Below are 16,261 nucleotides of genomic sequence, written 5' to 3' on the forward strand. Positions count from 1 at the left end.
ATTTCTCCTCCTTTATTTCACTTCTACTAATGTTTGAACGTCTACCCACGATTGTTCTGAAGCGGATTTTAAAATAGCGCTTACAATCTCATCAATTTTCCAACCAAATTCAAAATCGCATGCATATGGTTTACCTTCTGAAATGGCAGCAAGCAGCTCATGTACTTCTAAAACTTTCATGTCATTGTACCCAATTGCAATTCCGGATGCTGGATAGAATGCACTGTAACCTTTGTGATCTGGCCCAAGGAATACGGTTCTAAATCCTCTGTCAGCACTGTCATCAGATGCAAAATAAACATTTACTTCGTTCATTCTCTCTAGTGAATAGCAAACGGAACCTTCTGTACCTTGAATTTCAAACGTTAAGTAGTTTTTTCGTCCTGTTGCAACGCGGCTTGCTCCTATTGTACCAACTGCCCCGTTTTTATACTCGGCAAGAATCGTAATCAAGTCATCATTTTCTACATCCGCTAACTCTGATGAACCAGCTTGTACGGGTCTTTGTGGAATAACAATTTTCGATAAAGCATTTACACGGCTAATATCACCAAGGATAAACTGAGAAACGCTAAGTAAGTGAGAGCCAAGATCTCCAAGAGCACCGCTTCCAGAATGTTTGTTAACATGACGCCATGTGATCGGCAATGTCGGGTCTAGCAGACCGTCTTGATCATATGTTCCAGAGAATCTCATAATCTTACCTAATTTTCCGGAAGAAACAAGTTCTTTAATATAAGCGTTTGCAGGATTCATTACGTTATTGTAACCAACATAATTGACAACACCTTTTTGTTTAGCAAGTTCGGCTAATATTTTAGACTCCTCTGCAGAAAGTGTCAGTGGTTTTTCACAATATACATGTTTACCATTTTCTAACGCTGCTTTTGCTACTTCGTAGTGAAAAGCATTTGGTGTCGCAATATCAATGACATCCACATTTGAATCTGTCACAACTTCTTGCCAATTATTTGCCCATCTTGCAAAACCTAATTTTTCGCATGCCGTTTTCGCTGCTTCAACGTTCACATCTGCAACAACTTCAAAAACAGGTTTTCCTGCTTGTGGGCCATACAGCATTAGTGCATTTAAAAACGCGTTAGTGTGAGCCTTCCCCATCCATCCAGCACCAACAAGTCCAATTCTAATTTCTTTCATATGTATCTCCCCTTTTTTGAATATTACTATTACTTATTGCTTTCCGTAAATTCATTTTATTATAATAAAAACACAAATACACTAAGTTATATTGCTTAGTAACTTAACAATATTGCTATACAGGGAAGCGTTTTCAAACATTTAATAAATCTACATTATAATGTAGCTAACATCATTTCTATTAGAAGGAGAACTAATATGAAAATCATTGAAAAAGGTGTACTAAATCAATCTGAAATCTTCTTTCATATCCCAAGCGAGTTTGCAAAGAATGCCCTTTACTGTTTACATGATTCAGGGCTATTCTACTGTAACAATACATATTTTATAGAAAGAGAGCATTACAATAACTACCTTATGATGTTGATCAAAAAGGGATCAATGACAATTCGATACCAAAATCAGGAGTTTCAAGCCCCAAAAGATACGCTCGTTTTTCTTAACTGCTGTCAGCCTCATATGTACCAGGCAAATGAAGACGTATTTTTTGAATGGTTTCATTTCTCTGGCATACCTAGTGAGCATTATTTTAATTTACTCTTTGAAAAAAGCGGCTGTACTTTTTCAATTAAAAACAATTTTGTGATTCCAGAATGCATGAGTCAAATTGTCCGTATGGCAGAAAAAGCAAATATTAATGAGCATTTAATCTCTATGAATATTCATAAAACCATGTATGAATTGAATGAAGTCTCACACGAAACAACGGATATTCAAGAAAGAGTAATTACACATGCTATTTCATATATTGAAAATCACTTTACAAATGAGATTAACCTAAAAGAGTTAGCTCAGTATGTTCACTTAACTCCTTTCCACTTTTCCCGTGTATTTAAAAAGTACACTGGCTTCTCACCATATGAATACATTATCAACTTCCGAATCAACTATGCTAAAAGGTTACTTCAAAACACAAACATATCTATTAAAGAAATTTCGATTGAAGCTGGATTTAATAGTGACACCCACTTTATGACAACCTTTAAAAAACATACAAGCTTAACTCCAAAACAGTTTAGAGAAATTCAATTTTAGGTGCTCTGTATAAAAACTTAATTGATAAAGTTCTTATTTAAAATCTCTATAAATAGAAAAAAGCAACTTGCTATAGAAGCAAGTTGCTTTTTTCTATTTTATTGAACTGCATCAAATTTATTTACTTTCCATTGTGTTCCCGCTTTGTAGAATGTTACAGTACGTTTTACAGTTGCTCCATCAACTGTTGGAACTGTAAACTCATAAGAACGAACTGTCGATGTTTGATAAACAAGTTTTGCTTTCGCTTTTGTCCACTCTAGCATGCTGAATCCGTCGCCAACTGGGTGAGCAAGTTTGCCATTGTATGTGATGTAGCTGTATTTTGTTAATCCTTTTTCAACTGCGTTATTTGTAAATGTTTCAGATAAGTAGTTTGTTAATTCTGCTTTAGTATCAAATTCTGGGCAAAGGTATGTGTATGGTGTTCCTTTATAGTTAAATGTGCCTTGTGTACATGGTGTTTTTTTATAACCGTGTAGGGCATTCCAGAAATGATCGCTGGCGCTAGCGGCGATTTTAATCGCATTTGCATTTGTTAGTGTTTGAGAATTTGTCTGGGCTGTAGCTCCTGTGCTTAGAGCAAAAAACATTGCGATTGATGATAATACTAGTCCAATTTTCTTCATTTCTAAATCACTCCTCAATTTTAAATTCATATCTTTATGTAACGTAAATTTTCTTTGTATTACTTTTGTTACATTTATATTACAACAGTTTTTAAAAAAAGAAAAGGTTTTTCTCTCTTTTTATGAAATTTATTTACTATTTCTCTATTTATTACGTATTAAGAGAGAATTTTTGACTTAAGTTAAAAATAAAACGGTTTTTGTGTGACAAAATTGTTACAATAAAGACATTTTCCGACTTATTTTTTATTTACCCTTTTCTTTAGAAAAAAAACTAATAAAAACGGCTCTCATTTATTTTCCATAAAAAGTTTAGGGAAGGTTCTTAGTCTATTCTTGCTCTGATGCCGTATTCCTTCTTCTTATGTTTCTTTATTTCAAATTCTCTACCCTTCTTAAAAAAAGAGAGTTATATTTTTGTTAACGCTTACAAATATCTTTCCCGCCTTTTTACATTTCAAAACCCTATAGAAACCACATTATATTTATCAAGATTTAAACAGAATAGTAGCGTTAGTATGATATAGTAAAATGTATATTCTTTCGCAACCAAAAAGCGACGATGACTCTTATCATCGTCGCTTTTTGGTTTTTAAAATGGAATAGCTCCTGTTAAAACAGCGATTATTGTCATAACTACAGTTGTTCCAATCGCCCATTTTAACAAGAATTTTTGATGCTCTCCAAAATCCACTCCAACAAGTCCAATTAAAATAAATGTTGCTGGAACAAGAGGAGATAAAGGAAAGCCTACAGTTGAATGTCCTAAAAGAGCAGCTCTCCCCACTTCTGCTGGATGTACACCAAAGTTTGCTGCTGTTTCACTTAAAATCGGCAAAATTCCAAAATAGTACGCATCAGGAGAAAAAATAAAGTTAAGCGGAAGACTTGTTAGAGCTACAACTAATGCCAAGTGTGGTCCTAACCAATCTGGAACAATTGAAACAATGGAATTTGCCATAGCATCCATCATTTTTGTACCGCTGAAAACTCCAATAAAAATACCTGCTGCAAACACAAGAGTACTGATCGTAACAAAGCTATGAGCGTGACTCAAAATTTTCTCTTGTTGCTCTTTTGGATTTGGAAAATTAGCAAATAGAGCAATTGTAAAAGCAATTGCAAATAAAATTTGAATTGGCAATACTTCCATAACTAAAAGAACCATAAGCGTTAATGTAAGCAGTAAATTAAACCAAAATAGGCGTGTCCCCCCTTTTTCAGCTGCTATAGCTTGTTCTGCGAGACCTTTTGTTTGAGTTGTTTCTAGATTAATAACACCTAAGCGATCACGTTCTTTTTTGCCAAGTATATAAGCGGAAAAGAGCGTCCATAAAAGGCCTGAAATCATAACAGGAATAAGCGGAATAAATAGATCTGATACTTCAACCCCAAGGCTTGCAGAAGCTCGTACTAAAGGTCCTCCCCAAGGAATAATGTTCATAACGCCCGCTGCTAATGCAACAACACAGGCTAAGATCAGTCGATTCATTCCTAATCGTTTATAAAGAGGGAGCATGGCTGAAATTGTAATCATAAAGGTAGACGAACCGTCTCCATCAAGCCCAACAATGATTGTAATAATAGCTGTTGCCATTACAACCTTCAGCGGATCTCCTTTTACAAACGTAAGAATACGAGAAACCATTGGATCAAATAACCCTACATCAATCATTAATCCAAAATATAAAATAGCAAAAACAATCATCACCGCTGTTGGCGCGACAGTTATAATCCCATCCATCATCATCTCGCCCATATTTGCTCCAAATCCACCTATGAGAGCAAAAGCAACAGATACAAACACAAATGCAACAACAACCGAGAGCTTTTTAAAAATAACGAGAAAAAGAAAAGTAGCGATCATACAAAAACCTAACATCGACAGCATGACCCAAATCCCCCTTTGTATATAAAACAGAAAACTTCGAAATCCACCTTTAAAAGACTAAATATTCTAAAAATTTTACCTGCACATGTTCTCCCCCTCACTTTTTTTATAATAGTGGAACTAGTATGTAAGCCTTATCATAGAAGATTAATGTTCATTATAGCATCTCTGTTAAGCCTTTTTCGTAAAAAAGGTAAATTTTTAAAACTTTTTAGAACGAATCTCGTCAAAAATTATATATAGATAAGGAGAGAGAAAATGGAAAATTTTGTTTGGGCTGTTTTCATTTGTATTATCTTTCTATTAAACATTTGCTCTTTTATTTTTTTGAAACGATCACGATGGCGATTTGTTTTATGGGGAGTCTCTATCATGCTCTTGTCCCCTATCATTGGATTTTTAAGCGGTAGTTTGCTCTTTCATTTTCAACATCTTGAACAAGGGGAAACTGGAGAAGGAGCTGCGTACGGAGGCGCTATTTTAGGGCTTTTCACATGTGCAAATGGATTTCTAATGGTACTAAGCGGTTTTATATATGTACTAGTTCTTAAACTTCGCACGCGTTAAGTAAAAAATAAACAAGGATGAATAACAAAATCCCTCGTTGTTTGCTTTTTCTCTATTATTAATAAAATGTGATGAAATACATGCCATAGTCTGTTTTCATAGAGCTCTATACATTTCTATAGAATTTCTATAAACCTTTATTATAGTAATGAAAAGAGCGGTTTCTATATAAATTGACTTTTGTTGATATCCATAGATTCAGATAAAATTCGTGGTCATTTTTCGAGCCAAACTATGTATAGCATAGTAAGCAGATAATATGGAATTAAACGGAGGGAGAATTGTTTCTTATTACAGTATGTATCAGAGTTTTTATCCTTCCAGATTATCTTTTATGTTTGACCAGGTTAAAAACAGACGGGGATAGTTTAAAGGGAGAGAAATTTGGAATTCATTATGATTTTATTTGTTTTTTTTATTATGATTGTCATTAGTTCATTCTTAAATATAATTTTTAAGCTGACAGAAAAAAAAGATTGGATTATATCTTTGTTATTAAGTATAGTTTTATCAATTATAATAGTTGCGATTTTAGGAGTACCATAAAGAGAGAAACTAAAATTCTAATTTGTAGTCATACATATTCAAAAAGGCATTGGAACTAAGAATTCCAATGCCTTTTCTTCCGATAACATGGTTTTATTAATTATTCTTATATATTATATACATAGGTGTAACCTTCCATTAATTTAAAATAATAGGAGCTTTATTTCATAAAAAAGGATTAATTTTAACTCCTTTCATTTGCTTGCCATGAATAGCTATATTTTTAGTAAATATACTTACAATAAACGTTACTATCAAATTTATTAATAATGCTATAATACCTGTACTAATGTCATTAATTACATGTGGCACATTTGGCAGAAACGTAGCAATCTTTACGCCTGAAATTGTCGCATATAAAACTATAAGTACCCCTGAAATAATTCCTGCAATTGCTCCATACTTATTAATAATATTGTTCTTGGGTAGGCTAAAAAACAACGCTGGTGCTAATTGAGTAATTAAACTATATGACATGATATTCAAAATAGCTAGTGCGTCTCCACCTGTTATAGTTACTATTAAAGCAACGAGAGATAGACCAATAATAATTAGTCTTGAGACAATTAGTTGCTGTTTCTCTGTAGCTTCTGGTACCAGAGCTTTGTAAAAACTGTTTGTTAACCCAACTGATGCAGCCATTAGCATAACAGAAGCTGGCACTAGAGCCGTTAGTAAGCCAGCTGCCCCAATTAAACCAATTATCCATGGATCAAAGGTTTGAACCGATAATCTTAAAAGAGAAAGATCTCCATCAGCTCCTCGCAAACCTGGAATTTGCACAATAGCTGCAAAACCTATAAAAAAGACAAACAGTAGTAGCAAGGTGTATAAAGGTAAAGCAATCGCATTTTTACGAAGCGTTTTTTCTCCATTTGACGATAAAACTACCATGAAAGTTTGAGGTAATAAATAAAAACCTACGGCTTGTAACAAAACGGTGGAGATGAACCAGGATTGACTTAACCCTTGATCTGATAATGTAAACATTTCGGGTTTAACAGCCTGAACTGTTTCAAACATTGGCTGAATTCCGCCAAAGTAGTGAACAGGAATATATATACCTAAAAATATAACAACTACCAAAATCATAAAATCTTTAACTATAGCAGTCCAAGCAGAGCCATGGATACCTGATATCATTACATAAGTAGTAACAACGATGGCACCTATAATACTTGCGGAAACTGGTGAAATAACCCCGTAAGAAGTTTCTGAAACAATTATTCCTAATCCCTTAATTTGTATGACTATATAAGGTATTAGGGCCAAGCTTCCTAAAATAGCTACTATAATCCCCATTGTACGACTTCCATATTTAGATGCAAAATAATCAGGTTGGGAGATAATAGAGTGTTCTTTAGAATATCTCCAAATTTTGGGCAATAACCAATAAGAAAGTACATAAGCTAAAAAAATATATGCAGGAACATAATAAGCAGCTGCTCCTTTTGAGTAGGCCCACCCACTTCCACCTAGAAATGTAAACGTCGTATAAATTTCACCGGCAATTAGTAGGAAAACAAAAAATGTTCCAAAGCCTCTGCCTCCTATAGAAAATTGCTCCATATCCATATCCTTCCCTTTTCTTGCTTGTATGCCTAAATAAAGGGCTAGGGCTAGGAAAATAAAAATAATAATTAATGATATATTCATTTTTCATCACAACCTTTGTTATCAGGATCAAACCTATATACGATTGTTAAAATAATTGAGGATAGCACCATCCAAAATGCAACCCAAAATAACAGAAAAGGCATGCCCAATACGTAAGGTTCAATCTTATTTGCAAAGGGCAAGAAACCCAAGAATCCAATAAACGGAACGAAAAGTAAAAGTTTAATAACTTTCAAATTATACCTCCCTAATAGTTAGTCGATCTTCTGCAGGCACTAACTAGCACCCTAATTTCATGAAACATTGTAGTTAGCTCAACCCTATTTTGTACTATCTGGATTCAGAGTTTAAGTTATATTGACTGTATTGGTATTACAAGAACACTTATTTTAAAAAACCCACATAATACTACAAAAATTACATAGAGATACTTGATGCCATATTAGATTTTTGGTAATTTTTCCCTCGGGTAGATAATCTCGCCATCAATAATCGTTGTTTCTACTTTTAAATCTTTAATTTGATTTGGATTGATACGTAAAATGCTATCATTTAATATAACTAAATCTGCCAACTTTCCGACCTCTATACTTCCTTTTATCTCCTCATCAAAACTCGCATAAGCGCCATTCCAAGTATATAGTTTAATGGCTTCCATTACGCTGATAGATTGATTATCACCAATTTTCATTCCGGACTGACTTTTTCTATTAACAGCAACGTGAATTCCTAATAAAGGATTATAATCAGTAACTGGCGCATCCGATCCACCTGCTGCCATGATGCCACTATCAATAAAATCACGAACAGCATACATGTAATTGACACGTTCACCATAGTGCTGGACATATATCTCCCCAAATTCATATGGAAATGGAGGGTTCGGAATAGGAATAACCTGGAGTTTTTTCATTCTCTCTTGTAAGTCTGGTGACGAAACTCCCGCATGTTCAATCCGATGACGATGGTTTCTTCTTGGTGAGTCCTTTAACGCCTTTTCTATACAATTTAAATACATTTCAATGGCCTTATCCCCTTGTGCATGCACAGTGATTTGGTAACCTTTTTTATGTGCTTCACCTAAAACTTCGTAGATTTCTTCCTCATTATAATAAAGAATGCCAAAATTATCAGAATCACTGGAGTATGGCTCACGAGTTGCAATTGTAGGTCCAGTGCTACTCCCATCTATGAACAATTTTGCTGGTCCAACTTTGAATCTCTCATCTCCCGTACCAGTTACTACACCAGCTTCGACCATTTTATTAACAAATTCATGGGAGTTATTTAACGCACCTATCATTGCATATATACGGACACGAATATCCTTACTCATCACAGCTTGTTGCAGTAAACGGTAACTTTCAGAGCCATATCCACCTGCCTCATGTATACTTGTTATACCTGCCGCAATGAAATGATCAGATGCAATCTTTACAGCTTTCATTAGTTCACTTCCTGTATAACTTGCAACCTCGTTCATTACCATATGTGCTGCTTCAATTAACCTCCCTGTAAGCCTTCCTTCCTGATTCTTTTCAATAACTCCCCCATTAGGATCCGGGGTATTTTCGTGAATTTGCGCAATTTCTAACGCTTTGCTGTTCACCACGCTTATATGGTTACAAGTACGGGATACAATAATGGGATGTTCTGTTGAAATTGCATCAAGCTCAGCGATCGTTGGATAACGCTTTTCCTTCACAACGGTTTCATTGAAGCCCCAAGCACGTATCCATTCCCCTTTTGGAGTTTTTAGAGCTTTCTTCCTCAAGTTGTCTAACAAAGACTCAATAGAGTCCATGTGTTCAGCTTTACAACTTACCGCCAACTGATTAACCCCATATAAAATAAGGTGAATATGAGAATCAATGAATCCAGGAAGAATCGTTTTTCCTTGTAGATCTATTATATCTGTTTCTTCTCCTATAAAATTCTTGACCTCCTGATTTGAACCGACAACTATGATACGATTATCTTTTACTCCCACAGCTTCGACTACTGTATTCTTTTGATCTACTGTAATAACTTCTCCGTTTATCAATACAACATCAGCTTTCACAAACATACCCCTTTCATCATTACTCATTTTTTTGACTAGCTAATTCCAACCATTGACCATTCATGAAGTTCTTTACTGTTTTAATATCTTTTTTCACTACCATTGAAAAACCTCTTTTAATCATTAAGTAATCAAATATTCTGACAATATAATCATATTGGTATATAGTTTCTCTTTCATTGGACAAAATGTAAAAATATTAGGAAACAAATATAAATTTTTTAATTAAGTAAAATATGATTTAGTTAAATTATGTTGAACATAGAATCAAACAAAGGGGTCATAAAAGTATAACTAAGGGAAAAATAAAAAGCGTAAAACGTTTGTTACTCAATAGTTTTACGCTTTTTTACTTCTGATAAGATCTATTATGATAACTAGAATTGTATAGGTATTTATTCTTAGCTCGCATAATGAGAATTAAGTATCTCTTTCATAACTCCCCTTAGATAAGAGAATATCAATTGATTTATTATAAACATCCATCGCATACATATTACATTGATAGTAATAGTGCCGAATGTCTTTCCAAACTGAACCACTAAATGACATGCTATGTCCAGATAATCCATGAGTCGTCACAGTATGTAGGTATTAGGTCCGTAAACAAAGGAGGCTTCTTGGGTAGATTGCTCAAGTTTTTATTTGTTATTCGATAAATTATTCATTAATTCAAAAGAACAGGTAATAATATAATTTAAAATATAGTTTAAGGAAGGAATTTTATGGCTCATTATAGTAAAAAAAAGACTTTTTCTTTAGCAATGATAATCATTCCCTGGCTAACAGTCCCTTTTATGGGGAAGAAATCATTTCTTAGATTTTTACCTGTGGCAAGTTTTATTAATTTATTTTTGAGTTTACTTAGCCTTAAGGCAAACAAAAGAAAATGGTGGATGAATAAAAATCCTTTATCTCCTGGTTCTGTAGATTTTTCGTATATATTAGGGCCTTATTATGTAGCTACACTATGGATATTTAAATTAACATATGGGAATTTCCCTAAATATTTACTTACTAACATGATATTAGACTTTATTAACGCATTTCCTTTTGCTTCTATTTGGGAAAAAGTTGGTATATTTAAATTTCAAAAAATGAAACATCTTACATGGTATTTTGTATGTGTATTCTTGGCAGTTCTTATTTACGGATATCAATATTTAGTGGAACAAGCAATTAGACAAACAAATAATTCTCAATCTAAGTTATAAGGGACTTTTACTTAATTATTAGTTTGTTTTGTTTATGGATTGAAAAAAGATCTTCAATCTTAAAATCCTTTTTTGATGGCGATAATGCGGATTATGGTAACTAATCACTGTTGAATTTCCCCCAATAATAAAAAGAAACCCTTTGCTCAGTCCCACTTATAAATGAAGGTTTTCTTTTATTGTTAAATGTGTATTTCTGTTTTTTTATTCTCCATAAAATGTCTTAGTGGGGGGGGTATGTCATTTTGTTGACAGGCCCCCCGCAGTCAATCGTCTATTCCTTTATTTTACAATATATGATATATTATGTTAAAAAGGAAAATTAATTTTATGATAGGACTTATTATTACCATTATTCTTGTTAATTTTATTGCCTTTAAAACAAATAAAAGGTTAACAGCAAATCAGATTGTTCATCTTTGGTTGTTTACAATCGCTTTTCAAAGTAATTTCGATGTGTATATAGATTTGAAATATCATGGGTACTGGTATTTTACAGACGGTGCAGATTGGAAAGGACTTCTTGTTCATACTGTGTTAATCCCACCTGTTAATATGATGTTCCTCAATTGGTATCCATTTAAAAGCGATTATATTAGGCAAGTTCGATATTTTATTTTTTGGTTGATAGTCATTTTGCTTTATGAAATGTTTACATTATTACCTGAGCCTTGGGGTTATTTCCATTATGGTTGGTGGAATTTATGGCATTCAGCTATTATCAATCCTGTACTTTTACTTATCTTACTAGGCTATTATAAGTCAGTATGTAAGCTAGAGGACAGGCTTTTAACAAGAAAGAAATAAAAATAAAAAGCGACCTCAGCGTTGGCAAGCGAGGTCGCTTTTTTAGGGATACTCATTAGTTTTACCCCATCTTATTCTAGCAGGATTATACAATTTTACACTCTAACATTTTAGCGTAAAGGAATGAATTTAATTTAATCTATTCTTTCAATTATCATCGTAAAATCGCCATTAAGATTTTCAAGCTTTTCTATGCCCGATTCAATTTCACCTAGTTTAATGAGCCTATTTGAATATCCAGAATCCTTATAAAATATAGCTAAGTTCCCCCATGGAGCATAATAAGTGAAGTCCCCAATTGCAGGATCAGTTCCTGCCGGTGCCTCTTCAGTAGATAATTTATTAGAAGGGTAACTAATTTTTTCTGTGCCTGCATAATCCTCAAATGTTAATGTAAATGGGAGTGATGATAAAAATCTTTACTTGCTGGATTATCATACATGTTAACAACGATTTCTTCATTGTTAATTTTCAACTTTTTATAAGTGATGCAAAATTTTATGGTTAGAATACCACTTAGAGTTAACTCTGATTCAATTAAAATATTTTATAGTTGACCTTCTTGGTTTCCATAAGTGAGATGGTCATTCATCCAACAAGACAGCCAATTTAAGATACATAATAGAACGGGAATCTAAATGAGACTCCCATTTTACTTTTTTGATAAAAGTGATAGCTAAGTGGATGTCTTAATTATGCATGTAACGTAATAAGAATCCCTATTGGCTAGTTATTTTATCAAAACTATCGACATCTATTTCAACTTCCCCTAATTCTGTCCTATCGATTAACAGTTCCTTTGATATGCAAAGTTCTCTATGCCTTTCAACAAAATCATTATTTTTTCTTCAGATTTTCTTTGAAGAAGAACTCAAGTTTGTCAAAGGGAATTAAATTCACTCGGTCGTACAGATCCACATGACCTGCACCTGGCACAATGTAGAGTTCCTTCGGTTCGCCTGCTAGCTTGTAGGCGTCTTCACTGAACTCTCTGGAATGAGCATTTTCACCTGCGATGAAAAGCATTGGACGAGGAGAAATTGTCTCTATGTCTTCGAATGGATAAAAATTCATGAATTTGACGTTGCTGGTCAGTGTCGGGTGCGTTGTAAGTTGTGGCGACTGATCCTTAGGCGTGTATTCCCCTCTTGAAGTACGATAGAAGTCATAAAACTCACGCTCAATGGCGGTAGAGTTTTCATTTAGTTCATGTACTGTCCCACTAGTATATTTGGTTTTACCGCCTGTGAACTCGACATAGCGTTGCTCTGCTGCCTCTTTGAGAATCTTCTTTCTTTGCTCGAGAGTCTGCGAGTGTTTAAGCCCGTTACGGTTGGCGGCACCCATGTCATACATACTAACCGTTGCAATGGCTTTCATCCGCGGATCAATCTTAGCTGCGCTAATGGCAAAACTCCCACTGCCACAAATCCCGAGAACACCAATCCGATCCTTGTCAACAAACGACTGGGTGCCTAGGAAATCTACCGCAGCACTGAAATCCTCGGCATAAATATCCGGCGAAACAGAGTTGCGAGGCTGACCCTCACTCTCTCCCCAGAAAGACAAATCCAAGGACAACGTAACGAATCCCTGTTCAGCCATTTTCTGGGCATACAGATTCGCACTTTGTTCTTTTACCGCGCCCATAGGGTGCCCGACAATGATCGCGGGATTTTTGGTGTTCTTCTTCAACCCTTTAGGAATAAAAAGATTCCCTGCCACTTTCATGTTGTATTGATTTTCAAACGAAACCTTCTTCTTCTTTACCTTGTTGCTCTTGTAAAAGTTGTCTGCTCCATTGGACATGTCCGGCTTGTATGAAACATTGGTTGTGGATGCAACTGCATCGCCAGTTTTGGATGTAGCATCAGCATTATTTTGGGATGCAATGCCAACAATGATCACGGATAAAAGCAAGCCCAATGCTATCACCGTGAATACACGCTTGATAATAGATTTTTTTTCATTTTAAAATAACTCCTTTCTTAATTTTTTACTGTAAAGCTTTAATAATTTGTGCTAAACGATCCCATTTTAAATTTTCTGAAAGTTTAAACCTAATAGAAAGATGAGATAGTAGACTCATTCAACGAAAATTATTAACTGCTTTGCTATTTATTCTAGCGTGCTCTTTGTATATATCAAATACTTATATCTTATATCGAGAAATTCCTTTTAGGCATTTCTTGAGCATATAAACTAAAGCGCTATTAAGGAGGAGTTTTATATGGAATTAAGAGTTTTGTATTATTTTCTTACTGCTGCAAAAGAATTGAACCTTACACCGTATAGAGAGACTTATACCTTTTGTAGCATGAAGACCCAACGGAACATGATTGTTTAAAGAATCCAATATCAACGGGACCGAAGAACTTCATAAAAACAACAAAATAGAAATCTCTATTACTAACTAATAGAAAGAGCCACCTGTATTTTAGATGAATAAATACAGATGGCTCTCTTTTATTATTTCTTTATAGCTTACGCTTTCCTAAATGTAACAAATTAGAACTTTGAGGCTTACGAAGATAGTTGCACTTGTAGAAGAAAAACAAGCTAGTTCGCTACCCTCTAAAATTATTAAAATTCTCTATTGCATTAGAGTTAACTCTATGGAGTAAACTCACCCTATATACAAAGGAGGAATAAAGATGGCAATTGAAAATAAAGTAGTTATAATTACTGGAGCTTCATCTGGAATTGGTCAAGCAACCGCAAAATTATTGGCTAGTAAAGGTGCTAAAATTGTTTTGGGGGCTCGTCGCGAAGACAAATTAAAAGCATTAACTGAGGAAATTCAAAAAGCTGGGGGAGAAGCTACTTATCGTGTCACAGATGTTGTTAATCCAGATGATAGTCAGCAGCTTGTTCAACTAGCTAAAGACACTTTTGGTGGCGTCGATGTCATCTTCTTGAACGCTGGAATCATGCCTAATTCACCACTTTCCGAATTAAAAACTGAAGAGTGGAACAGTATGGTTGACATTAATATTAAAGGTGTATTGAATGGCATCGCCGCAGTATTGCCAACATTTACATCACAAAAGTCTGGACATATCATCACTACTTCATCCGTAGCTGGGCTTAAAGCTTATCCAGGCGGTGCAGTTTATGGCGCAACAAAGTGGGCTGTTCGTGATTTAATGGAAGTGTTGCGCATGGAATCTGCACAAGAAGGTACGAACATCCGCACAGCAACGATTTATCCAGCTGCGATTAACACGGAATTGTTGGATGCGATTACGGATAAAAATACTTCAGAAGGTATGACTGCGTTGTACGAACAATATGGTATCACACCTGATCGAGTTGCCAATATTGTGGCATTCGCAATTGATCAGCCAGAAGATACAAACGTTAATGAGTTTACAATTGGACCGACAAGTCAACCTTGGTAATAATTAGATAAGATAAAACTAAAATCTATTCATTTTCTAAAGATTATGCTGTCGAGAAGACCTCGACAGCCTTTTTATTTTTCCTCAGTATTTTATACAGATTTTGAAGTACTACTTAATAAGATAAACGTCATGGTGATTGGATTTATTAGACTTATAAAACAAGAGGAATACATTATAATAAATAACTTCTAATATGTTTACGAGATTTTCCTATACATCTGATAAAATATTTGAAAATTCCACCTGCATTTTTTTAAAAAACATATTAGCAGCAATGGAAAAAACCTGATGCTTTTTCCAAACAATATTTAAGCCAGATTCAAGTCTAGGCTCTAAAGGTTTAAAACAAAGGTTACTATCACTAGACGTATCCACTATTTTATCAAGGGTTATAGCATAACCAAGGCCTTCTTCAACCATAATAGCAGCATTATAGGCAAGATTATATGTAGTGACAACATTTAATTTATCAAAATCTTCTCCAAACCAATCCGCGAATTCATTTTTGGAATATGTCTGTTTCATGGCTTGTCGTGAACAGATTAGTGGAACATTTAATAAATCCACTGCTTGAATAGTATTTTTAACAGCAAGGGGGCTGTCTTTCCTCATTACAACTCCCCAAACATCTTTGGCTGGAATATTAATATAATTGTACCTTGATAAATCTGCGGGTTGAATTAAAATGCCAAAGTCAAGCAATCCCCTATCAAGTCGATCAGTCACGTCTTCTTCATTTCCACTGTAAAGGTGATACCGTATGTTGGGGTAATTTAACTGTAACTCTTTTACTACTCTTGCAATCTGTCTCATAGCATCTGTTTCCCCACCACCTATGTAAACATCACCACTTATTGTTTCTTCCATAGAACTAAATTCTGCCTCTAATTTATCGACCATATCAACGATTTCTTCAGCTCTCTTTCGAAGAAGAATGCCTTCATCTGTAAGAATGATACTGTGACTACTACGAATGAATAGTTTTTTCCCTAACTTTTGTTCCAGCTCTTTTAATTGTCTTGATAACGTTGGTTGGGTAACATGTAGAAAATCAGCAGCTCTGGTGATGTTTCCTTCTCTTGCAACTGTCAGAAAATAACGCAACACTCTCAATTCCATAAATAAATCCTCCTTATTATTGTTTTAGTATATACAACTTAGAAATGACTGTGAAGCATATGTAGATATAAGATATAAGCATTAGCTATATAAAAAAAGTACGCTAGAATAAATAACAAGAGAATTTATATGATGGCTTATATTCCGGACCTTTTGAAAATGCAGGAGAATTACAGCATTCCCAACCTAAAGATAAGTGAATATTATAGTAA

15 protein-coding genes are annotated in these 16,261 nt (G+C 34.4%); 5 read left to right on the forward strand and 10 right to left on the reverse strand.

The annotated features are described in order from the left end of the window. Window positions 1-12 precede the first annotated feature (12 nt). Window positions 13-1,158: a Gfo/Idh/MocA family protein gene (locus B9N79_RS12035; RefSeq protein ID WP_046217434.1), complete on the reverse strand. Its 1,146-nt coding sequence runs from the start codon at window positions 1,156-1,158 to the stop codon at window positions 13-15. 198 nt (window positions 1,159-1,356) lie between these two features. Between B9N79_RS12035 and B9N79_RS12040 the strand changes: the two genes are divergently transcribed. Continuing rightward, complete coding sequence (locus B9N79_RS12040; RefSeq protein WP_085118418.1) at window positions 1,357-2,193, forward strand: AraC family transcriptional regulator; 837 nt, start codon at window positions 1,357-1,359, stop codon at window positions 2,191-2,193. A gap of 98 nt (window positions 2,194-2,291) precedes the next feature. Here B9N79_RS12040 and B9N79_RS12045 read toward each other — a convergent pair whose 3' ends face one another. Together B9N79_RS12045 and B9N79_RS12050 are read right to left on the reverse strand one after the other, a co-directional pair. Further along, a complete protein-coding gene (locus B9N79_RS12045; RefSeq protein ID WP_019390994.1) occupies window positions 2,292-2,822 on the reverse strand; it encodes an IseA DL-endopeptidase inhibitor family protein in 531 nt (176 codons plus the stop codon). A 592-nt stretch (window positions 2,823-3,414) separates the two neighbouring features. Beyond that, window positions 3,415-4,713 carry a CitMHS family transporter gene (locus B9N79_RS12050; protein ID WP_040057384.1) on the reverse strand — a complete coding sequence of 433 codons (1,299 nt, stop codon included), beginning with the start codon at window positions 4,711-4,713 and terminating at the stop codon, window positions 3,415-3,417. A gap of 258 nt (window positions 4,714-4,971) precedes the next feature. Between B9N79_RS12050 and B9N79_RS12055 the strand changes: the two genes are divergently transcribed. After that, window positions 4,972-5,280 carry a hypothetical protein gene (locus tag B9N79_RS12055; RefSeq protein ID WP_085118421.1) on the forward strand — a complete coding sequence of 103 codons (309 nt, stop codon included), beginning with the start codon at window positions 4,972-4,974 and terminating at the stop codon, window positions 5,278-5,280. Window positions 5,281-5,991: 711 nt separating this feature from the next. Here the strand turns inward: B9N79_RS12055 and B9N79_RS12060 are convergent. The 4 genes from B9N79_RS12060 to B9N79_RS26550 form a co-directional block, all read right to left on the reverse strand. Beyond that, window positions 5,992-7,482, reverse strand: coding sequence for a sodium:solute symporter family protein (locus tag B9N79_RS12060; RefSeq protein ID WP_046217436.1), 1,491 nt, complete (start codon window positions 7,480-7,482; stop codon window positions 5,992-5,994). Beyond that, window positions 7,479-7,679, reverse strand: coding sequence for a DUF3311 domain-containing protein (locus tag B9N79_RS12065; protein ID WP_040057381.1), 201 nt, complete (start codon window positions 7,677-7,679; stop codon window positions 7,479-7,481). The genes B9N79_RS12060 and B9N79_RS12065 overlap by 4 nt, the downstream gene beginning before the upstream one ends. A 206-nt stretch (window positions 7,680-7,885) precedes the next feature. Beyond that, entirely contained in the window at window positions 7,886-9,505 is a 1,620-nt protein-coding gene (locus B9N79_RS12070) for an amidohydrolase (protein ID WP_085118423.1), read from the reverse strand. Between the two features lie 420 nt (window positions 9,506-9,925). Further along, a complete protein-coding gene (locus B9N79_RS26550; RefSeq protein WP_231573132.1) occupies window positions 9,926-10,057 on the reverse strand; it encodes a DUF3231 family protein in 132 nt (43 codons plus the stop codon). 173 nt (window positions 10,058-10,230) lie between these two features. Here B9N79_RS26550 and B9N79_RS12080 point away from each other — a divergent pair, with 173 nt between their 5' ends. Continuing rightward, the gene (locus tag B9N79_RS12080; protein ID WP_040057379.1) at window positions 10,231-10,719 is read left to right on the forward strand and encodes a hypothetical protein; all 489 of its coding nucleotides are present in this window, start codon (window positions 10,231-10,233) and stop codon (window positions 10,717-10,719) included. 330 nt (window positions 10,720-11,049) lie between these two features. Further along, window positions 11,050-11,526 (forward strand): hypothetical protein, encoded by a 477-nt coding sequence (locus tag B9N79_RS12085; protein ID WP_040057378.1) that lies wholly within the window; start codon window positions 11,050-11,052, stop codon window positions 11,524-11,526. 134 nt (window positions 11,527-11,660) lie between these two features. Here the strand turns inward: B9N79_RS12085 and B9N79_RS12090 are convergent, their stop codons facing one another. Continuing rightward, entirely contained in the window at window positions 11,661-11,885 is a 225-nt protein-coding gene (locus tag B9N79_RS12090; RefSeq protein WP_231573131.1) for a cyclophilin-like fold protein, read from the reverse strand. Window positions 11,886-12,363: 478 nt separating this feature from the next. Then, window positions 12,364-13,452, reverse strand: coding sequence for an alpha/beta hydrolase (locus tag B9N79_RS12095; protein ID WP_240516688.1), 1,089 nt, complete (start codon window positions 13,450-13,452; stop codon window positions 12,364-12,366). A gap of 728 nt (window positions 13,453-14,180) precedes the next feature. On the opposite strand from B9N79_RS12095, the gene B9N79_RS12100 reads away from it, so the two are divergent. Then, window positions 14,181-14,927 carry an SDR family oxidoreductase gene (locus tag B9N79_RS12100; protein WP_040057376.1) on the forward strand — a complete coding sequence of 249 codons (747 nt, stop codon included), beginning with the start codon at window positions 14,181-14,183 and terminating at the stop codon, window positions 14,925-14,927. 213 nt (window positions 14,928-15,140) lie between these two features. Here B9N79_RS12100 and B9N79_RS12105 read toward each other — a convergent pair whose 3' ends face one another. Continuing rightward, window positions 15,141-16,049 (reverse strand): LysR family transcriptional regulator, encoded by a 909-nt coding sequence (locus B9N79_RS12105; protein ID WP_040057375.1) that lies wholly within the window; start codon window positions 16,047-16,049, stop codon window positions 15,141-15,143. Window positions 16,050-16,261 lie beyond the last annotated feature (212 nt).

Origin of the sequence: Priestia filamentosa, from assembly GCF_900177535.1 — a bacterium.
Taxonomy (GTDB): domain Bacteria; phylum Bacillota; class Bacilli; order Bacillales; family Bacillaceae_H; genus Bacillus_I; species Bacillus_I filamentosa.